This is a genomic window from Methylomonas sp. HYX-M1 (assembly GCF_040741385.1).
GTDB classification, from domain to species: domain Bacteria; phylum Pseudomonadota; class Gammaproteobacteria; order Methylococcales; family Methylomonadaceae; genus Methylomonas; species Methylomonas rhizoryzae.
The window spans coordinates 394,804-414,755 of record NZ_CP160405.1 but is presented as its reverse complement, the minus strand read 5'-3'; the positions used below and the strand labels follow the sequence as shown (position 1 = coordinate 414,755).

Here is a 19,952-nt window from a genome sequence, read left to right as displayed (position 1 = left end):
AACCGATTTGCTATTTGGAGGCGAGACCGCAGCTTCCGGGTCCAACCGGTCAAGCGCTCACGCGACTTACCCGGATCAGCAGCAATGCCAAACCGCAAAACATCGCCCCCGCCAGGAACGTTGCACCGGCGCCTAATGTATCCCACAGTACACCCGCCAGAACACTGGCAAGCAACATCGCAACCCCGCCGCATAAATTAAACATACCGTAGGCTGTGCCGCGTAAATAGTCGGGCGCAGTATCGGCGACCAATTTGGCCAACAATCCCTGGGTCATAGCCATATGCACACCCCATAAGCCAATGCCGACGACTAGAGCTTGCCAGCTATCGGCAATTGCCAAGATCAGATCGGCGCTTATCAATACCCAAAGGCCGCCGACGAGCAAATACGTTGCGCTACGCCTATCGGAAAGCTTGCCGAAAGGATAAGCGCTCGCCGCATAAACGAGATTCATGGCAACCATAATTAGCGGCGAATAGGCTGGCGACACCCCGCATTGCAGTGCGCGCAGGACTAAAAACGCCTCGCTGAACCGGGCAAGACTGAAAATCACGCCGACGGCGACCACTCGCCAATAAGCGCCGCTCAACCTAGCCAAATACTCCCGGCCAATGGGGTTAGTCCTGCACCCGCCTCGCGTAATCGCAGGCTCTTTCACGCCGACGGACAACAACAACACCGACAACACACCGGGCACAACGGCAACCCAAAACACCGCACGAATATCGTTTTCCCATACCAGCATCAAACCGACTGCCAACAGCGGCCCCAGAAACGCACCAATGGTATCCAAAGCCTGCCTTAACCCGAATGCAGCCCCCCGAATTTCGATTGGGGAAACGTCAGCAATTAAAGCATCACGCGGCGCCCCTCGAATGCCCTTGCCAAGGCGATCGACCACCCGTGCGACAAACACCGTTTGGCTACTGAGCGCCAGTGCAAACAAAGGTTTACTGGCGGCTCCCAAACCGTATCCGACGATTGCCAACAGCTTGCGCTTGCCCAAATAATCGCTGAGTGCACCGGAAAATATTTTGACGATCAACGCCGTAGCCTCGGCAACTCCCTCCACCAGCCCTATCAACGTAGCGCCGGCGCCTAAACTACCGAGCATAAAGATGGGCAGCAGGCTGTGAATCATTTCCGACGAAACATCCATCAGCAAACTTACAAAACCTAAAGCCCAAACCGTCCCCGGAATTTGCGGTTTATTCATTTGGATAGTGTCTTAAAGATAGCTCTGACCGGCGAGGCGATATATCCGACTCTTGGCGCTTGATTTATGCGGTAACGCCAATCCGATTAAACCGATTCGCGCAAAAATGAAAACCGGCGATTTCCGTCAACGAAACAGCCCGTCTGGTATCAGGAAAGCGAAATCCGGGCGCTTCCCAGAGGTAAGACAGAGAGCATCGGAGCGCTGTTAACCTGAAAATACGCCTGGGAAAGCGGGCAACCGGGATACTAGAAAGCGACTCCCGAACAGTTTAGCGAGTCCCGAAAACAACAATGGTTTTACCGTGCGCAGTAATCAAGCCTTTGTCTTCCAACTCTTTCAAAACCCTACCCGCCATTTCTCTGGAACAGCCTACGATACGGCCGATTTCCTGCCGGGTAATATGCAACTGCATGCCGTCCGGATGAGTAATCGCATCGGGTTCTTTGGCCAGATCCAGTAAAGTACGAGCAATGCGGCCCTCCACGTCCATGAATGCCAAGTCTCTGAACTTACGGCTGGTAATCAATAACCGTGTCGACAACTGTTCGCCGAGAACCGTCAAAATTTCTACAGCGTGCTCCCGCAACTCGTTATTCAACAGCATTTTAAAACGGTCGTAACCGATTTCGGCCATTTGAGATTTAGTCCGGGTTTTGACGTACGCGCTACGAATTTCGGCATTCTTAAACACCCCGATCTCGCCGACGAAATCATGTTTGTTCAAATACGCCAAAATCAGTTCGTGCCCGTCGTCGTCCTCGACGCTAACACTTACGGAGCCGTCCACGACGAACAGCAGTTTGTCCCCAACGTCCCCCGGCCGCACAATGGTCAACTTCGCCGGATAACTGCGAATGTGGCAAACGTGCAAAAACGCATCCAACGCAGCTTGGGAAATCTTATGGTTTTTTCTCATCGGTAGCGGATTCATTGTTGTAATAATTTTTTCCAAACGATTGGGTTACCCTATCAAAAAACTGTACTTTTGTGCAAAAAAAAACGTTGGTTCAACTGTTATCATTGTAAAATTTGCTCATATTTTGGTTTTAAGGAATTGACATGCAAGCAACGGTTAAATGGATTGACGGCAGGGCGTTCGTCGGCGAGTCCGGCAGCGGTCATGCGGTCATAATGGACGGCCCGCCTGAACACGGCGGACGAAATATCGGAGTTCGGCCAATGGAAATGCTATTACTAGGGGTAGGCGGTTGTTCGTCATTCGATGTCGTGGATATTTTGCAGAAAGGCCGTCATGAAATTACCGGCTGCACCACCGAATTGTCGGCAGAACGAGTCGACGCAACGCCTGCCGTATTCAGCAAAATTCATTTGCACTTTAAGGTAATCGGCAAAAATCTTTCCGTATCGGCCGTGGAACGTGCAGTCAAACTTTCCGCGGAAAAGTATTGTTCGGCGTCGATTATGCTAAGTCATGCCGGCGTGGAAATTAGCCATGATTTCGAAATAATCGAGGGTTAATCGGTTGAGCAAATTACAATTACACGGTTTCAATAACCTAACGAAATCCCTGAGTTTCAACATCTACGACGTTTGTTACGCGCCCAAGGAACAAGAAAAAGCCTACATCGAATATATCGACGAGGCGTATAACGCGAAACGTCTAACTCAGATACTGAAAGACGTCGCCAACATCATCGGCGCGCAGATACTGAACATCGCTCATCAAGACTACGACCCGCAAGGCGCCAGCGTGACTATGCTGATTTCCGAAGGCGCGGTGATTCCGGCCGGCATGAACTCGGAATCGCCCGGACCTTTGCCTGATACGATTTTGGCGCACCTGGACAAAAGTCACATCACGGTGCACACCTATCCGGAAAGCCATCCGGATACCGATATTTGCACGTTCCGCGCCGACATTGATGTGTCCACTTGCGGGCAGATTTCCCCGCTTAAGGCCTTGAATTATTTGATTCACAGCTTCGAGTCCGACATCGTAATCATGGATTACCGGGTGCGTGGATTCACCCGCGACATTTCCGGGCAAAAGCATTATATCGACCACAAAATCAACTCAATCCAGAACTACATCGCCGAAAGCACCAAAGAGCTATACCAAATGATAGACGTCAATGTCTATCAAGAGAACATCTTCCACACCAAGATGATGCTCAAGGAAACCGAACTGGAGAATTACTTGTTCGAAAAAGAAAGTAATTTTACGGAAGAAGAAAAAGAGGAAATTCAGGAACAGCTGCAGGACGAAATGGCCGAAATTTTTTACGGCCGCAATTTTTCGTAATACCGACCGGGCCGTCTGTTCACAGAGAGCCCGGTCGTGCTTAGCTCAGCTTAGTTAGAATCGGTAACATTGATTTGCATCGCTTTCACGATGGCGAGCAATTCTTGGCGCTGCTGTTTCAACGGCATTAATTCCGCTTCCAATTGCGCGATACTTTCGCTGACCGCACCTTTGGATTCGTTGATTTTTCTTAACATCACCAACCGACTTTCGATTTGTTTTTTGTGATCCTTAATCTGATGCATCAGCGGCGTTAGCACGCTGTTGCTCCAAGCCGCCGCATCTTTATGCGCTTGTTGCAAAATCGTCCGAGCTTTGGCGATCAACGTCCCATACAACTTATTGATCACCAGATTTTGTTCAGTCATCGTGGTGCGGGCACTGCTTCGAAACGCTTCACCTTCGTCGAAAATTTGTTCCAGTTCAAATTGATATTGTTTGATGGAAAACAGCTGCGGCTCGATTTCCTTAAAACCGTATTCCTCTTGGAATTTCTTGTGGATAGCCTTGATCAAGCGGCGGGTTTCCTCGGTAATATCCACCGAATCCTGCAACAAATCGCGTAATTCGTCGAACAGCTTACGCATGTTTTGCTTCATGCCGTAGGTAGTCAAGCTTTTGCGCATGTCTTCTTTGGTACGTGCGATGATTTCATCCACTCTTTCCTTAGAGAAAGAATCGATCAACATTTTGGCCTGCACGGCAAACACCTTGCGACTGGCTTGAAAATTTTCGATATTGGCCATATAAGCATTTTGCCTATCCCGCGTTTCGGCCATCAACTTACCGGTCAATTCTTGATTTTCAAAATCCATTTGTTTGAATTCCTCCCATTGCTTGGAGGCATTTACCAGCTTGGTATTCATCAGTTTAATGGATTCACTGACCAAAAAGCCGATATCTTTTTCGATGGCCCCTCGCAGAATCTCGCGGCGCTGGCTCAAAATATCCACGGACAAATACTGTTCCAAATTTTGCAAACGGCTCCTTTCGAACAACGCGTTGTCGCCTTTTACCTTTGCCAACAACGCTTGTTTAGCCGATACCGAAAAGATCACCTGCTTCTCGATGTTCAGAATAGTCGCGCAGGTTTCCACTTGCTTTTCTATCGCTAGTTGATAGCCTTGATCACCCGCCAAGTCGTCCCACATCGAGTCAATCTTGTTCATTACGACGGCCAACCCTTGACGCCGCAGCCCACGGGAACCGCAAACATGGCTTTTCCACATTTCCAGGTCGCTTTTGGTAACCCCGGTATCGGCCGCCAGCACGAAGATAATCGCCTGAGCGCTAGGAAGCATGCTCAGCGTCAGCTCCGGTTCGGTACCTAACGCATTCAAGCCCGGCGTATCCAGGATACACAAGCCCTCTTTCAACAAAGGATGCGGAAAACTAATCAGCGCATGCCGCCAACACGGAATTTCTACAGACTCCGGATTAACGATACCCTGTTCGGCCGCTTCGCGCTCGTTCCACAACCCCAGTTTATCGGCCACTTCCTTGGTTACCCGTTTGGTGGCTACTAATTCTCTGAAAGCCTCTTGCATTTGGGTAGGCGAATCGATATTCAAATCCACTTGCGTCCAGCGCTCGGGGTTGCGCTTATAATCCATTAACGTGATTTCTTCCAAGCGGCTCTCTATGTTTAACAGCCGAATGTAACTGCCTCCGCTTTCGTCCCAAAACAATTCGGTAGGACACATCGTGGTTCGCCCCGGCGATGACGGCAACAAACGCACACCGGTTTCGGCAAAAAACAGTGCATTAATCAATTCGGTTTTTCCGCGCGAAAATTCGGCGACGAACGCTAATGTCACTCTATCGTTATGCAAACCGTGCAAAATGCTCAAAATCGCTTCCGTGCTTTGCGGGTCGCTGAAGTTATAACGCTCCCGCCACTCCCGATACATTTCAATCGCCTGTATCAGCTGTTCGCGCCAATTCGAATATTCGTGCAGTTGTTCTTTAAAATCCAAATTTCTCATGGCAAGCCTATGTGCTGACTGTACTCACAAAGTTCAAGCGGTTATAGATAAGGCGTAATTGTAGACCAATTACTCTAGCCCGTAAGCGTCGCGCCGTGCGCGCTAGTTCACACCGTATTGTTGTCTGTATGCGCGTATCACCGGCAAGCGCTCCGCGTATCCGCTTTCTTGCTCCATATACTCGATAATGTGTTGAAAGCCGATGATGGCCAAAACCGGAATACCGAATTGCCGGGTAACTTCTTGGACCGCGGAAAATTCATTTTGGCCTTTTTCCTGCCTGTCCAGTGCAATTACCACTCCGGCCACGCTTGCCCCTGCGGCCTCTATCACCTCGACCGACTCGCGCACCGATGTGCCGGCGGTAATCACGTCATCCAATATCCAAACCTTGCCGCGTAACGGCGCGCCGACCAACACGCCGCCTTCGCCGTGATCCTTGGCTTCTTTGCGATTGAAGGCAAAGGGAATGTCTTGATGCAAACGGGCGTAGGCAATTGCCGTCGTACTGACTAAGGGTATGCCTTTGTATGCCGGCCCGTACAATACATCCGCCGCCACATTCGCACTCAGCAAAGTTTGCGCGTAAAACCGGCCTAAACGATCCAGCTGAGCGCCGGTGTTAAACAAGCCGGTATTGAAGAAGTAAGGACTGGTTCGCCCGGATTTGAGCTGGAATTCTCCGAATTTCAATACGCCGCATTGCAAGGCGTAACTGATAAATTGTTGTTGGTAGTCAAGCATAAGTTAAGGATCTGAAATAAAGCGACGAGGGATTATACCCATGTTTCAAGGAAGGAATTTCTGCAACACGCTATCCAGAAAATTCCAACCGACTGCGGAACATGCCACGCGCTCTCCATGCCGAGCCAATAACCCTGCCTCAAGACACTGAGCCAATGCGGGTTGCAATACATCCACCGCTAAGCCGGTCGCAGCCTGAAAATCGGCCAAGCTAAATCCGGATTTCAAGCGCAAGGCGTTCATCACGAACTCCAAGGATAACTGATCCTGCGCTATCACCGCTCGACTGCCGCCCGCGGGGTTCAACCAGTATTGCTCGGGATTCTTAGGCTTTGTTGTGCGCAGAATGTGCCCCGGCATCGCCAAACTGAGTTTACCGTGCGCTCCGGCGCCTATGCCCAGATAATCGCCGAACTGCCAATAATTTCGATTGTGCCGGCATTGAAAGCCAGGCAAGGCATAAGCGGAAATTTCGTATTGCTTATAACCCTGTTTTGCCAACAGATCTTGGCAACGCTGCTGGTGCGTAAAAATAGTTTCGTCGTCGGGCAATTGCGGCGGATAACGGTGAAAATAAGTATTCGGCTCCAGCGTTAACTGGTAATAAGAAATATGGGTAGGTTTTAGCGACAACGCCGCTGCCACGTCAGCGATTGCGCTGTGCTCGGTTTGCTCCGGCAGACCGAACATCAAATCCAAATTCAGATTATCGAACCCCGCGTCGCGCGCAATTTGTGCTGCACCGAAAGCTTCCTCCGCATTGTGCACCCGTCCCAGCCGTGCTAGTTGCGCGTCGTCGAAACTTTGAATGCCTATCGACAAGCGGTTAATGCCCAATTCCCGGTAAGCGCTGAACTTGGCACTCTCGAAGGTTCCGGGATTGGCCTCCAGGGTAATTTCGCAATCGTCAGCCAATTCAACCAAGGCTTTCACGCCTTTCAGCAAGCGCTCCAGCGCCGCGGCGGAAAACAAACTCGGCGTACCGCCGCCCATGAAAATGCTTTCGATGCGCCGCGGCTGCGGCAAAGCCGCTATTTCGACGCGTAAATCATCCAGCAGTGCCGCTATGTATCGCTCTTCCGGCAAGTCTTGTTTGAGCGCATGCGAGTTGAAATCGCAGTAAGGGCATTTTTGTAAACACCACGGAAAATGAATATACAGACTGAGCGGCGGCAAATCGGCTTACCAACTACCGGTGTTCGGCATCGAACACCAAGGTTCTTGCGGCGGCAACGCCGCGCCCTTTTGCAGCAACTCAATGGAAATCGCGTCCGGCGAACGAATAAATGCCATCCAGCCGTCACGCGGCGGGCGGTTTATGATGACTCCTTGATCCAGCAAAGCTTGGCATATTTTATAAATGTCATCGACTTCGAACGCCAAATGCCCGAAGTTACGCCCCCCGCTATAAACTTCCGGGTCCCAATTATAGGTCAGTTCCAATAGCGGCGCCTGGACGGCTTCGGCAGTGCCGCCGTCTGCAGGCGCGGCCAAATACACCAAGGTAAAGCGGCCCGCCTCGCTTTCCATACGCCGAATCTCGCGCATGCCCAATTTATTACAGTAAAAATCCAGCGACTCGCTCAAGTCGCTCACCCTTACCATGGTATGTAAATACCGCATCACTACCCTCCAAACTCTACATTCCGAAAAAACATTCCGCAGCCGGCCACGCCGTGAGCACCGCGCTTGCTAGGCCGACAGCGCCGGGATTTTAGCGTAAGCCCAGCCTCGCCCAGCTGAAAACTACCATTCTAAAAATAGTGATTTGCCATAATTGTTTATTATAATACTGGGTTATTAGCCTGTGAGCTCCCTCTCTCGGGCTATGGCTGCTGTTCACTTACTCTGGAGAATTAAGATGACTTTCGAATTACCTGCATTACCGTACGCAAACGACGCCTTGGCTCCGCACATTTCCCCCGAAACCATCGAGTACCACTACGGAAAACACCACCAAACCTACGTAACCAACCTGAACAACTTGGTTCCCGGCACTGAATTCGAAGGCATGTCTTTGGAAGACATCGTGAAAAAATCGTCAGGCGGCATGTTCAACAACGCCGCGCAAGTGTGGAACCACACCTTCTACTGGAACTGCTTGTCGCCCAACGGCGGCGGCGAACCGACCGGTGGATTGGCTAACGCCATCGAGCGTACCTTCGGCTCTTTCGAAAAATTTAAAGAAGAGTTCACCAAATGCGCGGTCACCACATTCGGCTCCGGCTGGGCTTGGTTGGTGAAGAATGCCAACGGCTCGCTGGAATTGGTTAGCACCAGCAATGCCGGTTGCCCGTTAACTTCCGGCCTCACCCCGATTTTGACTTGCGACGTTTGGGAACACGCTTACTACATCGATTACCGCAACGCCCGTCCGAAATACATGGAAGCCTTCTGGGCCTTGGTAAACTGGGAATTCGCCAACGCCAACTACGACGCTTAATCGTATAAGCGCTTAGGCCTTTAAAGCCGGTCCGATGATCGGACCGGCTTTTTTATGCCTTGTGCCGGCGCACGAACGCCGTTACCCGTCCCGCATCGAACGGCCAATCCAATTGCGAGGCGCTTTCGATATGCAATAACACCGGTATCCGAAGCGCGTAGAGCTGCTGCGCCGCCTCGTCATCCATAATCTCCCGGCACGCGTAAGCCAAACCCAGCTCGGCCAACACGGCTTCCGCTTCCTCGCACAAATGGCAACCCGCGGTGCCGAACAACAAAAACTCTATCATCAATGTTTGGACAATCTATCCAAATAGCCCATGATGAAAGCGGAAACCACCAAGGTTAAATGAATGATGACAAACCACAGCATCTTGTCGTTTTCGGTGTGTTCGACTTCCATAAACACCCGGAGCAAACGGATAGACGAAATAGCCACTATCGACGTGGCGACCTTCAATTTCAACGAACCGTAGTCGTGCGTGCCCAGCCAATCCAGTTTTTCCGCATTTGCGCCTATGTCCAAGCGCGAAACGAAGTTTTCGTAGCCGCTAAACATGACGATCAAGGTCAAACTGCCCACCAAGGCCAAATCGATGAAGGTCAGCAAACGCAGGATAATTTGGCCGTCGTCTATTTCCAGAATATGCGGCACGAAGTGGTACAACTCCTGAAAGAACTTGATCGCCAACACCACCAGCACCACGCTCATCCCTAAAAATACCGGCGCCATGATCCAGCGGCTGGCGTACATCACGCGTTCCAAAAAATGTTCTATGCGGGTTTGCATACGCTTTTCATCGCTCAATGCTGTAAATGTGCCGCCAACCAACGAGCGGCAACCTCAAGCGGCATCCCCTTTCGGCGCGCATAATCTTCCAGTTGGTCCGCCTCGATTTTGCCGACGTTGAAATATCGGGAGTCCGGATGGGCAAAATACCAGCCGCTGACCGCCGACGCCGGATACATCGCATAACTTTCCGTCAAGCTAATTCCGGTCAAAGCAGTCGCATCCAACAATTCGAACAGTTTTGCCTTCTCGGTATGGTCAGGACAAGCCGGGTAGCCGGGTGCCGGCCGAATGCCACGATATTCCTCGGCAATCAATGCCTCGTTATCGTAGCTTTCGTCCGCGGCGTAACCCCAATATTCGGTACGCACCTTGCGATGCATGTATTCCGCCAAGGCTTCCGCCAAGCGGTCTGCCAACGCTTTCAGCATGATGGCACTGTAATCGTCGTGGTCCTCGGCAAATTCCTGCAGCTTGCTTTCGATGCCTATCCCGGAGGTCACCGCAAAACCGCCGATATAATCCGCAATTCCGCTTTCAACCGGAGCAACAAAATCGGCTAGGCAATAATTCGGTTTACCCGGCGCCTTTACGTTTTGTTGGCGCAAATGGTGCAACAACATACGCTGTTGCGTGCGGCTGTCGTCGGCATAAAGCACGATGTCGTCGCCGTCGCTATTGACCGGAAAAAAGCCGATTACCGCCTTCGCGGCCAACCAGCGCTCTTCGACGATGGCGTGCAGCATGGCTTGTGCGTCCTCGAACAACTTCGTCGCCTCGACCCCTACCGTGACGTCTTGCAGAATTGCCGGGTAACGCCCCGATAATTCCCAGGTCAGGAAAAACGGCGTCCAATCGATGTATTCGACCAAACTTGCCAGAGAAATGTCGTCTATCAGCTTAGTGCCTAAAAAGCAGGGTTTAACCGGTTGATGACTGGCATAATCGAATTTATTGCTGCGTGCGGACGGCAATGCATGCTGCGGATTTTTTGCTTGCCGGCCTTGGTGCCGCTCGCGTACCTGCGCGTACTCCTCGCGGGTTTTAGCGACGAATTCGGCCTTTAAATCCTGGCTCAACAGCGAGCCGACCACACCGACCGCGCGTGAAGCGTCGGTGACATAAACGGTCGGCTGTTCATAGTTGGGTTCGATCTTGACCGCGGTGTGGGCGCGCGAGGTGGTGGCGCCGCCTATCATCAACGGCATGGTAAAACCTTGGCGCTGCATTTCCTTGGCGACGTGTACCATTTCGTCCAGCGACGGCGTGATCAAACCGCTGAGGCCGATCACGTCGACCTTTTCCTCGCGGGCGGTTTTCAATATATTTTCCGCCGGCACCATCACACCCATGTCGATCACCTCGTAGTTATTGCATTGCAACACCACGGTGACGATGTTTTTGCCGATGTCGTGCACGTCGCCCTTGACGGTGGCCATCAGCACCTTGCCGTTGGTTTGCCGTTCGCTGCCGTCGACTTCCGCATCCATGAACGGCATCAGATAGGCCACGGCTTTTTTCATCACCCGCGCCGATTTCACCACTTGCGGCAGAAACATCTTGCCTTCGCCGAACAAGTCGCCGACCACGTTCATGCCGTCCATCAGCGGGCCTTCGATCACGTGCAAGGGTTTCTCGGCCTCCAGGCGGGCGGCTTCGGTATCTTCCTCGATAAAATCGGCGATACCTTTGACCAGCGCGTGTTCCAGGCGTTTGTTAACCGGCCATTCGCGCCATTCCAGGGTTTCCTGCTTGGCGGCCTGGCCGCTGCCCCGATATTTCTCGGCGATGTCCAACAATCTTTCGGTGCCGTCCGGGTTGCGGTTCAGAATCACGTCCTCGACCGCATCGCGCAATTCGCGCGGAATGTCTTCATAGATCGCCAACTGGCCGGCGTTGACGATGCCCATATCCATGCCGGCCTGCACCGCGTGGTACAAAAATACCGCGTGGATCGCTTCGCGCACCGGATTGTTGCCGCGGAACGAGAACGACACATTGGATACGCCGCCGGAAATCAAGGCGTGCGGCAGATTTTGCTTGATGATGCGGGTGGCTTCGATGAAGTCGACGCCGTAATTGTTGTGCTCCTCGATGCCGGTGGCGACCGCGAAAATGTTCGGGTCGAAGATGATGTCTTCCGGCGGAAAGCCGACCTGCTCGGTCAGAATCTTGTAGGCGCGACTGCAAATTTCGATCTTGCGCGCCATGGTGTCGGCTTGGCCGACTTCGTCGAAGGCCATCACAATCACAGCCGCGCCGTAGCGCCGCACCAGCTTGGCTTGTTCGATGAATTTGGCTTCGCCTTCCTTGATCGAGATCGAGTTGACGATGCCCTTGCCCTGGATGCATTTCAGGCCGGCTTCCAGAATCTCCCATTTCGACGAATCCAGCATCACCGGCACTTTGGCGATGTCCGGCTCGGCCGCCAGCAGATTCAGAAAGCGCACCATCGCCGCTTTGGAATCGAGCATGCCTTCGTCCATGTTGATGTCGATGATCTGGGCGCCGTTTTCGACCTGCTGGCGCGCCACTTCCAGTGCGTCCTCATAGCGCTCTTCGACGATCATTTTCTTGAACACCGCCGAACCGGTGACGTTGGTGCGTTCGCCGACGTTGACGAACAAGGTTTCCGGGCCGATGCTCATCGCTTCCAGACCTGCCAGGTGGCAGCGTTTTTCCAGCTTGGGAATTTGTCGCGGCGGATATTTGCTCAACGCGGCGACGATGGCGCGGATCGTGTCCGGCGAGGTGCCGCAGCAGCCGCCGATGATGTTCAGATAACCGCTGGCAGCCCAGTCGGCCAGCTCGGCGGCCATCATTTCCGGGGTTTCGTCGTATTCGCCGAATTCGTTGGGTAAACCCGCATTGGGGTGGGCCGAGACGTAGGTGTCGGCAATATTGGACAATTCTTCGATGTACTGACGCAATTCCCGGGCACCGAGCGCACAGTTGAAACCGATCGAAATCGGTTTGACGTGTTTCAGCGAAGTCCAGAATGCGGCAGCGGTCTGGCCGGACAAGGTGCGGCCGGAGGCGTCGGTAATGGTGCCGGAGATCATCACCGGCAATTGGTAACCGATTTGCTCAAATACCGACTCCACGGCAAAAATCGCCGCCTTGGCGTTCAAGGTATCGAACACGGTTTCGATCAAAATAATGTCGGCGCCGCCGGCTATCAGACCGCGCGTGGCTTCGCTGTAAGCATCTACTAATTCATCGAAGCTGATGTTTCTGAACCCGGGATCGTTAACGTCCGGCGACATCGACGAGGTGCGATTGGTAGGCCCTAACACGCCAGCGACGAAACGCGGTTTTTCCGGAGTCTTGGCGCTAAACTCTTCTGCGACTTGCTTGGCCAGTTTTGCCGAAGCAAGGTTAATCTCGTAAGCCAACTCTTCCATGCGATAGTCGGCCATCGCAACCCGAGTCGAGTTGAAGGTATTGGTTTCCAATATATCGGCGCCGGCTTGCAGATACGCGCCATGAATGGCTCGAATAATCTCCGGCCGGGTAAGCGACAACAAATCGTTGTTGCCTTTTAAATCCACCGGCCACTGCGCAAAACGCTCGCCGCGGTAATCCTTTTCCCCTAGCTTGTAGCTCTGTATCATGGTGCCCATGGCACCGTCCAAGAACAAAATTCTCTGCGAGAGCTGCTGATGTAATATCGTTGAATTGGTCATTAGCAAAAGGCGTTGAAAAAGCGCAACCTTTTAAGGTGTCGACGGAATTTAAAATGTAAAACGAGGAGGAAAAATGTCTAAACCGGATCTACTGCATGTTGTTAAAAGCGTCATTGCCGCGGGAATCGGGGTACAGAGCAATAAAAATCGGGAGATCGATTTTAAGGACGGCTCTCTGCCGGCTTATATCGTCGTCGGAGCGATAGCGACTGTATTGTTGATCGGCGCCATCGTATTTGTCGTATCGCTGGTTCTGGGTTGACGAACCCTAGCGAGCAAGCCAGACCGCAGTCGGGCTTGCTCGCCTGCAGCATTAGTTGCCGGATACTTTGAAGCTGTCTTTGATGCTGATAAACAGCTCTTTCATACCGCTGAACAAGTTAGCGAGCGTAGGCGCTTCTTTCAAAATCACCAAGGTCCGAATTGCCGCTACCGCCAACACGCCGGCCGCCGATGGGAACAACTCGCACAAGCTGTTGACCAAGAAACCGCCGGCATTTTCCTGCGTCCGTCTATCGCCGACACTAGTCAACTCGCGATCATAACTTTCGCCGATGTCTCTACCGCCTAAGGCGTCGATAATTTCGATGCAGAAAATTTGCGCTACGAATTCGACCCCAAAGAACACTACGGAACAAATGCCCACCCACATCATTACGCTGCTCTTTTTGGCCCTCATCATGGTCTGGTAGACCCAAATCGCAGCCAACACCATCACTATACCACCTATCATGATTGCTCCCCTTTAGCTATTGTTATTCTTATGCAACAAGTTAAAGGTGCATACTACTTCTATTCGCTCGTATTGGCAATTTCAAGCTCACTCTTTCTTCGAAGATTATCAATTGCTTGACATTAAAGTTAGCTAAAGTAACATATGGCGCTCTGGCGCCGGTCTCGGCGTTTTTTGATAACAATGACCAATTAACAATAAGGTAGGAGGCACCCATGGGAGCGATCTTAGACTTGACAGAAATGTTAAAAGAACCATCAGGCATGATTGGAGCGGTAGTCATTATCGCTGCAGGATATTTCTTCGTAAAATGGGTGTTTGCCGAACCTAAAGACGAAGAGTAAGCGACAAGCAGTAAGCTTAGCTTTTCTGAATAAAGGCGGCACCGCAATGGAAGCCGCCTTTTTTATGCCCGCCAGTTTTTCCTAATCGGCTAATACCTTATAATTTGTACATTTTTAGCCGTCCTGAAGATGTACAAACGCTTATATTCCAAAGTTTTCGCCCTGTCCAACCAACAGGTCCCCGCAACCGGAGTCGGTCTGTTCCGCTTGCTATACGGGCTTGTTGCCCTGCAGGAAATTCTGTTCTTAATCTATTTCAACCATTTGATTTTCGACCCTATACCCTATATAGACGTCGAATTCCCAATGATCGTCTGTTTCTTATGGCTATGGGCGGTCATCGCATTTTGCCTAGCCATCGGCTATCGCTGCCGCTTCAGTAGCATAGCCAATTACCTGCTGTGGCTGATCTTCGTCAATTTCACACCCATGCAACGCGATTTCGACGGGGGCTTCGATCTTTTCATGATCGGCGCGAATTTTTTTCTACTGTTCATGCCGATAGATAAAGCGTTCGCGATAGACGCGTTACGTAAAAAATTAGCCCAGCCCTTTGTGCATTATTCGCAATATCAACCAAATCAGGTTTCCAGGCTCAGCTATTTGTTGCCGGTACTGATTTGCCTGGGCTTTTTGTATTTCGACTCGGCCATCCACAAGCTATTCGCCCCCCATTGGCGCAACGGATTGGGAGCCTGGCTACCTTCTTCGGTGCCTTATTACTTGTCCGCGCTGGATATGTCGTGGCTGCTCAATCAGGAAAGCCTACAAAAGGCGATAGGCTATACGATTTTAGCCTTCCAATTCAGCTTTCCGTTCCTCTTCGATTTTCGGCTACTGCGGCCCGTTTATTTTCTGATAGGCATAAGCCTACATCTTGGCATTACCCTGTCGTTTAACATTTACCCGTTCGGATTGGGCATGCTGATATTCTACGCGCTGGTCATGCCACTGTCTTGGTACCGAAAAATAGGTGCCCGGATAAGACAACTCGAACCCTCGTTAGCCGTGCTATACGATCAACAGTGTCCGTTGTGCAATCGCACCGTGCTAACCCTAAATCACTTCGACGTGCGCCGTAGCGTGGAATTCAAACCCGCCCAATTGCATGCCCAAGACTATCCGGCACTGATGCGGCTGGAGCAAAAAACGTTGTTGACCGATTTGTACGCCGTCGACCGCCAAGGAAAAGTCTATAGCGGCATAGACACCTATGCGCGCATTTTAATCGCCATGGGTTATCCGGCCGTATTCGGCTACGGCCTATCCTTACCGGGCATACGCCAAATTGCGCAGCGCATCTATCGGCGCATTGCCGACAATCGAGCGAGGCTCGACTGTGACATCACCTGTGCTTCCAGCATCAGCGCACCGCCATCTCCAAGCCTATACGACTTGCTGTTCGCCTCGCAAAACGACAAGCAAACAAAACGGAACCTGCATAAAGTCGCTAAAACGTTAGCGTTTATAATCCTATTACAGCTGAACAGCAGCATACATTACGGCTTGTTGTACCGTTACGAAATCGACACCCGGCAAACCGCCTTTTCCAGTGCGCTAGCCGACATGAGCAACGCGCTGTTAATGTTTTCCCACACCTTTTTAGGCATTACCCCGCACGCCTTGTATTTGCACGATCACTTCGCCGGTTACGAGCACCTGCTGGCGATTACCTATATTGATGGCAACGGTAACGAACAATGGTTGCCTTTCGTCAACGAGCAAGGCCGACTGCTGGCGCCTAACTGGGGCCGTGTGCACTCCATGTGGGCCAATATCGCGGTTACGCCCAATATCGACGAATTAAGACTGAAAAAATTCATCATGAAGGTCACCGCCTTCTGGGGGCATAAACTAGGCCTAGCTCCGGACGGCACGCGCTTTATCGTCAAAATGAAAAAAATTCGGGCACCGTTCGAGTGGGAAGCCAATCTTCGGCAAAACAACCTTTCCGGAGCATGGTCCAGCATAGGTTATGCCCAGTGGCACGGCAGAGAAATTAAAATCGATCTGCCGGCCGACATCGACGCTCTGTAAGCTATTTGGAAATTGGCTCTTGCAAGTGCCAATTTGTCATGTTATAAAATTCCGCGTGTCCTGTTAGGGCGCGCAAAAATTATAATAACCCTAATATTAGATCGGAGGATGTTATGAAGAAAGTATTTACCCTTTTGGCCATGGCTCTTATGGTTGTTAGCTTGAGCGGCTGCATGGACGATCCAGACGGTGGCAACCCAAAACCGAAAGGTTACGGCACACCTAGCCAACAAGGCAGCGGTCTTCAGTAAGCAGCTTTGACAGGACTAAAAACTTCCTGAGTAAGGCCCACGTCAGTGGGCCTTATGTTTTATGGCTACTTGATATTCTACCGCTCCATCCGAGTTAAGCACGGAGCACTCTTAAAGCCTTAAGTCGCCATCTCATCCATCGTTTTTACAATCCACTGCTCCGCTTCGGCATTGATTTCTTTGGAGCTCTTACCTTGAGTGCTAATCTCCGGGCCAATCTTCACAGTAATTACCCCCGGATACTTCAAAAAACTATTCCGCGGCCAAAATTCCCCGGCGTTATGCGCCAAAGGGATAACCGGAAACCCGGATTTGTGAGCCAACATCGCCCCGCCGGCATTGAATTTTTTGCTAGCTCCGGGGGCAACCCGCGTGCCTTCGGGAAACACCAATACAAACAATCCCTCCTGCAAGCGAGCGGTTCCTTGCTCCAACAACATCTTCAACGCCTCTTTCTGGTTGCTGCGATCTATAGCAATCGGCTTTAAGGTAGCCAATGCCCAGCCTCCGAACGGAATTTGCAACAATGATTTTTTCAATACGGCGGTTTGCGGCGAAATAATTTGCCGCAGGGCGATAGTTTCCCACGCGGATTGGTGCTTGCTGAGAATCACCGCGGCGCGGTCTAGCGGAACGTTCTCTAACCCCTCCACCCGATAACTCAACCCGCAACACAGCTTTAGCATAAACAACAAATAATCTATCCATATGTCCGCGATCTTATAACGCGTGGAAAATGGCATAAAGTAACAACCCAGAATCGCCAAACCGACTATCGGCGTGGACAACACCACATAAATGAAGAATAAAGTAGAACCTAAGATCACTCGCAAATCAGCTTTGCGAGACGATGAAATGAGCGGCGTCATATAAAGTATCGAAAATAGGACAAAGTAAATCGGGGTGCTTGGCGAAGGTATCGGCGCCTTTACCGGTTTTCACCAAAATCGGTTTAGCACCCACCGCCTCAGCGGCTTGCAAATCGCGTAACGAATCGCCAACGGCGTAAACCTCGGTCAAATCCGCGCCAAAATCGGCAGCAAACTTGAGAAATAAGCCGGGCTTAGGCTTGCGGCAGTCGCATCCTTGCTCCGGGTCGTGCGGACAAACATATACAGCCTCTATTGAGCCCCCGGCTGCTGCTGCCAGCCGGCGCATCTTGGCATGCATCGCATCCAAAGTAGCCGGATCGAATAAGCCTCGTCCTACACCGGATTGATTGCTGATTACCACGACCGCGAAACCATGCCGATTCAACAGCGCAATGGCTTCCAAGCTGCCGGGCAGCGGAATCCATTCGTCCGCCGACTTGATAAAGGAGGCGGAATCGAGATTTATCGTGCCGTCGCGGTCCAACACGACATAACGCCGGCTCACGCTTGCAACTTGGAAATGTCGGCGATATTCAAGAATTGGCCGGACAACTTGGCCAGCAACGCCAGCCGGCTGTTACGCAAAGCAGTATCTTCGGTATTGACCATCACGCCGTCGAAAAAGGCATCGACGCTATCGCGCAGCTGAGCCAAACGACTCAAAGCCAACGGATAATTTTGCTCGGCCAACAGCGGCAGAATCGCGGCTTCAGCTTCCTCGGCGGCAACCAGCAAATTTTTCTCCTGCGCTTCGACCAGCGCGCCTATGGTTTCCGAAACCGGCTGCTCGGACTTTTTCAAGATATTGATGATGCGTTTGTTGGCCGCGGCCAGGCTTTCGGCTTCGGGCAGGGCGCGGAAGGACTGCACGGCCTTGATCCTAAGCCAGAAATCAAACGGCCGGGTCGGATTAACCGCCAACACCGCTTCGAATTCGTCGCTACTAAAGCCTTGATCTAGGCAATAGCCTTTTAGGCGATCGAAGATGAAGCCGACGACTTTTTGCCGGGTTTCGGCCTGGTCGAACTTATGGCTGAATTGCGCCAAGGCTGCGTTCAGCAGTTCGACGACATCCAAAGCCAGACCGTTTTCGATCAGGGTGCGCAAGATGCCCAAGGTGGCGCGGCGCAAGGCGTAAGGATCCTTGTCGCCGGTCGGAATCAGCCCGGCGCTGAAGATGCCGGCCAAGGTGTCGATTTTTTCCGCCACGGCCAACGCCACGCTGATGGGGGCTTTGGGAATCTCCCCGCCGGATTGTTTCGGAAAATATTGTTCTTCCTGGGCATTGGCAACCGCCGCATCCTCGCCGTCGGCCACCGCGTAGTAGCGGCCCATGGTGCCTTGCAGGTTGGTGAATTCGCTAACCATGTTGGTCAGCAAATCGGTCTTGGCCAGCAAGGCGGCGCGTTTTGCCAGCGCAACGTCGGCGCCAAGCTGTTCGGCGATCAAACCGGCCAGTTGGGCGACCCGTTCGGTCTTGTCGAACAAGGTGCCCAGGTCTTTTTGAAACACGATGGTTTTCAGGCTGTCGACGCGGTCGGCCAGGGATTGCTTTCTATCCTGTTTCCAGAAGAATTCGGCATCGACCAGACGCGGCAATACCACCCGCTCGTTGCCGGCGCGAATCGAAGCCGGATTGGAGCTTTCGATGTTAGCGAAGGTAATGAAATGCGCCAGCAAGCCGCCTTGCGCATTCTTGACCGGAAAATATTTCTGGTTGGACTGCATCGTGGTGATCAACACCTCCTGCGGCAGTTCCAGGAAGCGGGCGTCGAAATTGCCGACCACCGGCACCGGCCATTCGTTCAAGGCCGCGACTTCTTCCAGCAACTCTTCCTCGATATGGGCGATGCCGCCCAATGCAGTCGCCGCCTGCTGGGCGCCGGTTTCGATTTGCCGCATGCGTTGTTCGAAATCGACGGTGACTTTCGCCGTCAACAATTTTTCGACATACTCGTCCGGATGGCTCAACTCGATCGGATTTGGTGCGTGCATGCGATGGCCGAAACTATGGCGGCCGGTTTTCAAGCCCAAGATGTCGGCGTCGATAATTTCACTACCGAACAGCAACACCGCATTGTGCACCGGCCGCACGAATTCGTGATCGTAATCGCCCCAGCGCATGCGCTTGGCGATCGGCAATTGCGCCAGACTTTTACGAATAATGTCCGGCATCAATTCGGTGGTCGGCTGACCTTTGACCGCTTGCTTGAAAATCAACCACGCACCCTTGTCGGTTTCCAGTTTCTCCAATTGCTCGAAACTGGCGCCGCAACTGGATGCAAAACCCAATGCGGCCTTGCTCGGCGCGCCGTCCGGCCCGTAAGCCGCTTGCAGCGCCGGACCGCGTTTTTCGACGACCTTGTCCGCCTGCTGGCTGTCGAGGTTACGAATCAGAACGGCCAAACGGCGCGGCGTGGCATAGGCCTTGGCCTCGCTGAAATTCAAGCCGGCGTCTTTCAAGCCGGCGACCATGCCGTCCAATAACGACTGGCTGAGTTTTTTCAAGGATTTGGGCGGCAGTTCTTCGCCGCCCAGTTCGAATAATAAATCTTGAGTGATCGTCACAGCGTTTGCCTATGG

At 52.1% G+C, this 19,952-nt stretch carries 20 protein-coding genes; 7 read left to right on the top strand and 13 right to left on the bottom strand.

From position 1 onward, the window contains the following. Nucleotides 1-49 precede the first annotated feature (49 nt). Both AB0A83_RS01850 and crp read right to left on the bottom strand, forming a co-directional pair. Nucleotides 50-1,219 carry an MFS transporter gene (locus tag AB0A83_RS01850; RefSeq protein ID WP_150046275.1) on the bottom strand — a complete coding sequence of 390 codons (1,170 nt, stop codon included), beginning with the start codon at nucleotides 1,217-1,219 and terminating at the stop codon, nucleotides 50-52. A 271-nt stretch (nucleotides 1,220-1,490) separates the two neighbouring features. Then, nucleotides 1,491-2,138, bottom strand: a complete 648-nt coding sequence (crp, locus tag AB0A83_RS01845; RefSeq protein ID WP_150046274.1) for a cAMP-activated global transcriptional regulator CRP — start codon at nucleotides 2,136-2,138, stop codon at nucleotides 1,491-1,493. A 143-nt stretch (nucleotides 2,139-2,281) separates the two neighbouring features. Here crp and AB0A83_RS01840 point away from each other — a divergent pair, with 143 nt between their 5' ends. After that, the gene (locus tag AB0A83_RS01840; protein ID WP_150046273.1) at nucleotides 2,282-2,701 is read left to right on the top strand and encodes an OsmC family protein; all 420 of its coding nucleotides are present in this window, start codon (nucleotides 2,282-2,284) and stop codon (nucleotides 2,699-2,701) included. A gap of 4 nt (nucleotides 2,702-2,705) precedes the next feature. Beyond that, nucleotides 2,706-3,485 carry an adenosylmethionine decarboxylase gene (gene speD / locus AB0A83_RS01835; RefSeq protein WP_150046272.1) on the top strand — a complete coding sequence of 260 codons (780 nt, stop codon included), beginning with the start codon at nucleotides 2,706-2,708 and terminating at the stop codon, nucleotides 3,483-3,485. Between the two features lie 50 nt (nucleotides 3,486-3,535). Here the strand turns inward: speD and AB0A83_RS01830 are convergent, their stop codons facing one another. The 4 genes from AB0A83_RS01830 to AB0A83_RS01815 all read right to left on the bottom strand — a co-directional run bounded on the left by AB0A83_RS01830 (nucleotide 3,536) and on the right by AB0A83_RS01815 (nucleotide 7,837). Next, nucleotides 3,536-5,470 carry a dynamin family protein gene (locus AB0A83_RS01830; RefSeq protein WP_150046271.1) on the bottom strand — a complete coding sequence of 645 codons (1,935 nt, stop codon included), beginning with the start codon at nucleotides 5,468-5,470 and terminating at the stop codon, nucleotides 3,536-3,538. Nucleotides 5,471-5,572: 102 nt separating this feature from the next. Next, complete coding sequence (gene pyrE / locus AB0A83_RS01825; RefSeq protein WP_150046270.1) at nucleotides 5,573-6,214, bottom strand: orotate phosphoribosyltransferase; 642 nt, start codon at nucleotides 6,212-6,214, stop codon at nucleotides 5,573-5,575. A 45-nt stretch (nucleotides 6,215-6,259) separates the two neighbouring features. Then, on the bottom strand, nucleotides 6,260-7,390 hold the full coding sequence (hemW, locus tag AB0A83_RS01820) for a radical SAM family heme chaperone HemW (RefSeq protein ID WP_367155284.1): 1,131 nt from the start codon (nucleotides 7,388-7,390) through the stop codon (nucleotides 6,260-6,262). Nucleotides 7,391-7,396: 6 nt separating this feature from the next. Continuing rightward, the gene (locus AB0A83_RS01815; RefSeq protein ID WP_150046268.1) at nucleotides 7,397-7,837 is read right to left on the bottom strand and encodes a VOC family protein; all 441 of its coding nucleotides are present in this window, start codon (nucleotides 7,835-7,837) and stop codon (nucleotides 7,397-7,399) included. A gap of 238 nt (nucleotides 7,838-8,075) precedes the next feature. On the opposite strand from AB0A83_RS01815, the gene sodB reads away from it, so the two are divergent. Next, nucleotides 8,076-8,657, top strand: coding sequence for a superoxide dismutase [Fe] (gene sodB / locus AB0A83_RS01810; protein ID WP_150046267.1), 582 nt, complete (start codon nucleotides 8,076-8,078; stop codon nucleotides 8,655-8,657). Nucleotides 8,658-8,709: 52 nt separating this feature from the next. Here sodB and AB0A83_RS01805 read toward each other — a convergent pair whose 3' ends face one another. The 3 genes from AB0A83_RS01805 to metH are packed head-to-tail and all read right to left on the bottom strand — an operon-like array spanning nucleotide 8,710 to nucleotide 13,132. After that, on the bottom strand, nucleotides 8,710-8,946 hold the full coding sequence (locus AB0A83_RS01805) for a glutaredoxin family protein (protein WP_190303222.1): 237 nt from the start codon (nucleotides 8,944-8,946) through the stop codon (nucleotides 8,710-8,712). Beyond that, complete coding sequence (locus AB0A83_RS01800) at nucleotides 8,946-9,434, bottom strand: TIGR00645 family protein (RefSeq protein ID WP_150051730.1); 489 nt, start codon at nucleotides 9,432-9,434, stop codon at nucleotides 8,946-8,948. The genes AB0A83_RS01805 and AB0A83_RS01800 overlap by 1 nt, the downstream gene beginning before the upstream one ends. Before the next feature lie 26 nt (nucleotides 9,435-9,460). Further along, a complete protein-coding gene (gene metH, locus AB0A83_RS01795; protein ID WP_367155283.1) occupies nucleotides 9,461-13,132 on the bottom strand; it encodes a methionine synthase in 3,672 nt (1,223 codons plus the stop codon). 73 nt (nucleotides 13,133-13,205) lie between these two features. Between metH and AB0A83_RS01790 the strand changes: the two genes are divergently transcribed. Next, nucleotides 13,206-13,394, top strand: a complete 189-nt coding sequence (locus AB0A83_RS01790) for a DUF2970 domain-containing protein (protein ID WP_150046264.1) — start codon at nucleotides 13,206-13,208, stop codon at nucleotides 13,392-13,394. Between the two features lie 51 nt (nucleotides 13,395-13,445). Here the strand turns inward: AB0A83_RS01790 and AB0A83_RS01785 are convergent, their stop codons facing one another. Continuing rightward, the gene (locus tag AB0A83_RS01785) at nucleotides 13,446-13,865 is read right to left on the bottom strand and encodes a hypothetical protein (protein ID WP_150046263.1); all 420 of its coding nucleotides are present in this window, start codon (nucleotides 13,863-13,865) and stop codon (nucleotides 13,446-13,448) included. Between the two features lie 215 nt (nucleotides 13,866-14,080). Between AB0A83_RS01785 and AB0A83_RS01780 the strand changes: the two genes are divergently transcribed. The 3 genes from AB0A83_RS01780 (at nucleotide 14,081) to AB0A83_RS01770 (ending at nucleotide 16,497) form a co-directional block, all read left to right on the top strand. Beyond that, complete coding sequence (locus AB0A83_RS01780; RefSeq protein WP_255189959.1) at nucleotides 14,081-14,209, top strand: hypothetical protein; 129 nt, start codon at nucleotides 14,081-14,083, stop codon at nucleotides 14,207-14,209. Nucleotides 14,210-14,338: 129 nt separating this feature from the next. Then, complete coding sequence (locus tag AB0A83_RS01775) at nucleotides 14,339-16,246, top strand: DCC1-like thiol-disulfide oxidoreductase family protein (RefSeq protein WP_367155282.1); 1,908 nt, start codon at nucleotides 14,339-14,341, stop codon at nucleotides 16,244-16,246. Between the two features lie 113 nt (nucleotides 16,247-16,359). Continuing rightward, the gene (locus tag AB0A83_RS01770; RefSeq protein WP_190303221.1) at nucleotides 16,360-16,497 is read left to right on the top strand and encodes a hypothetical protein; all 138 of its coding nucleotides are present in this window, start codon (nucleotides 16,360-16,362) and stop codon (nucleotides 16,495-16,497) included. 119 nt (nucleotides 16,498-16,616) lie between these two features. Here AB0A83_RS01770 and AB0A83_RS01765 read toward each other — a convergent pair whose 3' ends face one another. From AB0A83_RS01765 to glyS, 3 genes are read right to left on the bottom strand one after another with little or no spacing between them, the layout of a single operon-like run. Further along, a complete protein-coding gene (locus AB0A83_RS01765) occupies nucleotides 16,617-17,366 on the bottom strand; it encodes a lysophospholipid acyltransferase family protein (protein ID WP_150046261.1) in 750 nt (249 codons plus the stop codon). Next, on the bottom strand, nucleotides 17,332-17,874 hold the full coding sequence (gene gmhB / locus AB0A83_RS01760) for a D-glycero-beta-D-manno-heptose 1,7-bisphosphate 7-phosphatase (protein WP_150046260.1): 543 nt from the start codon (nucleotides 17,872-17,874) through the stop codon (nucleotides 17,332-17,334). Before gmhB ends, AB0A83_RS01765 begins: the two co-directional genes overlap by 35 nt. Next, a complete protein-coding gene (gene glyS / locus AB0A83_RS01755; RefSeq protein ID WP_367155281.1) occupies nucleotides 17,871-19,937 on the bottom strand; it encodes a glycine--tRNA ligase subunit beta in 2,067 nt (688 codons plus the stop codon). The genes gmhB and glyS overlap by 4 nt, the downstream gene beginning before the upstream one ends. Nucleotides 19,938-19,952: the final 15 nt, after the last annotated feature.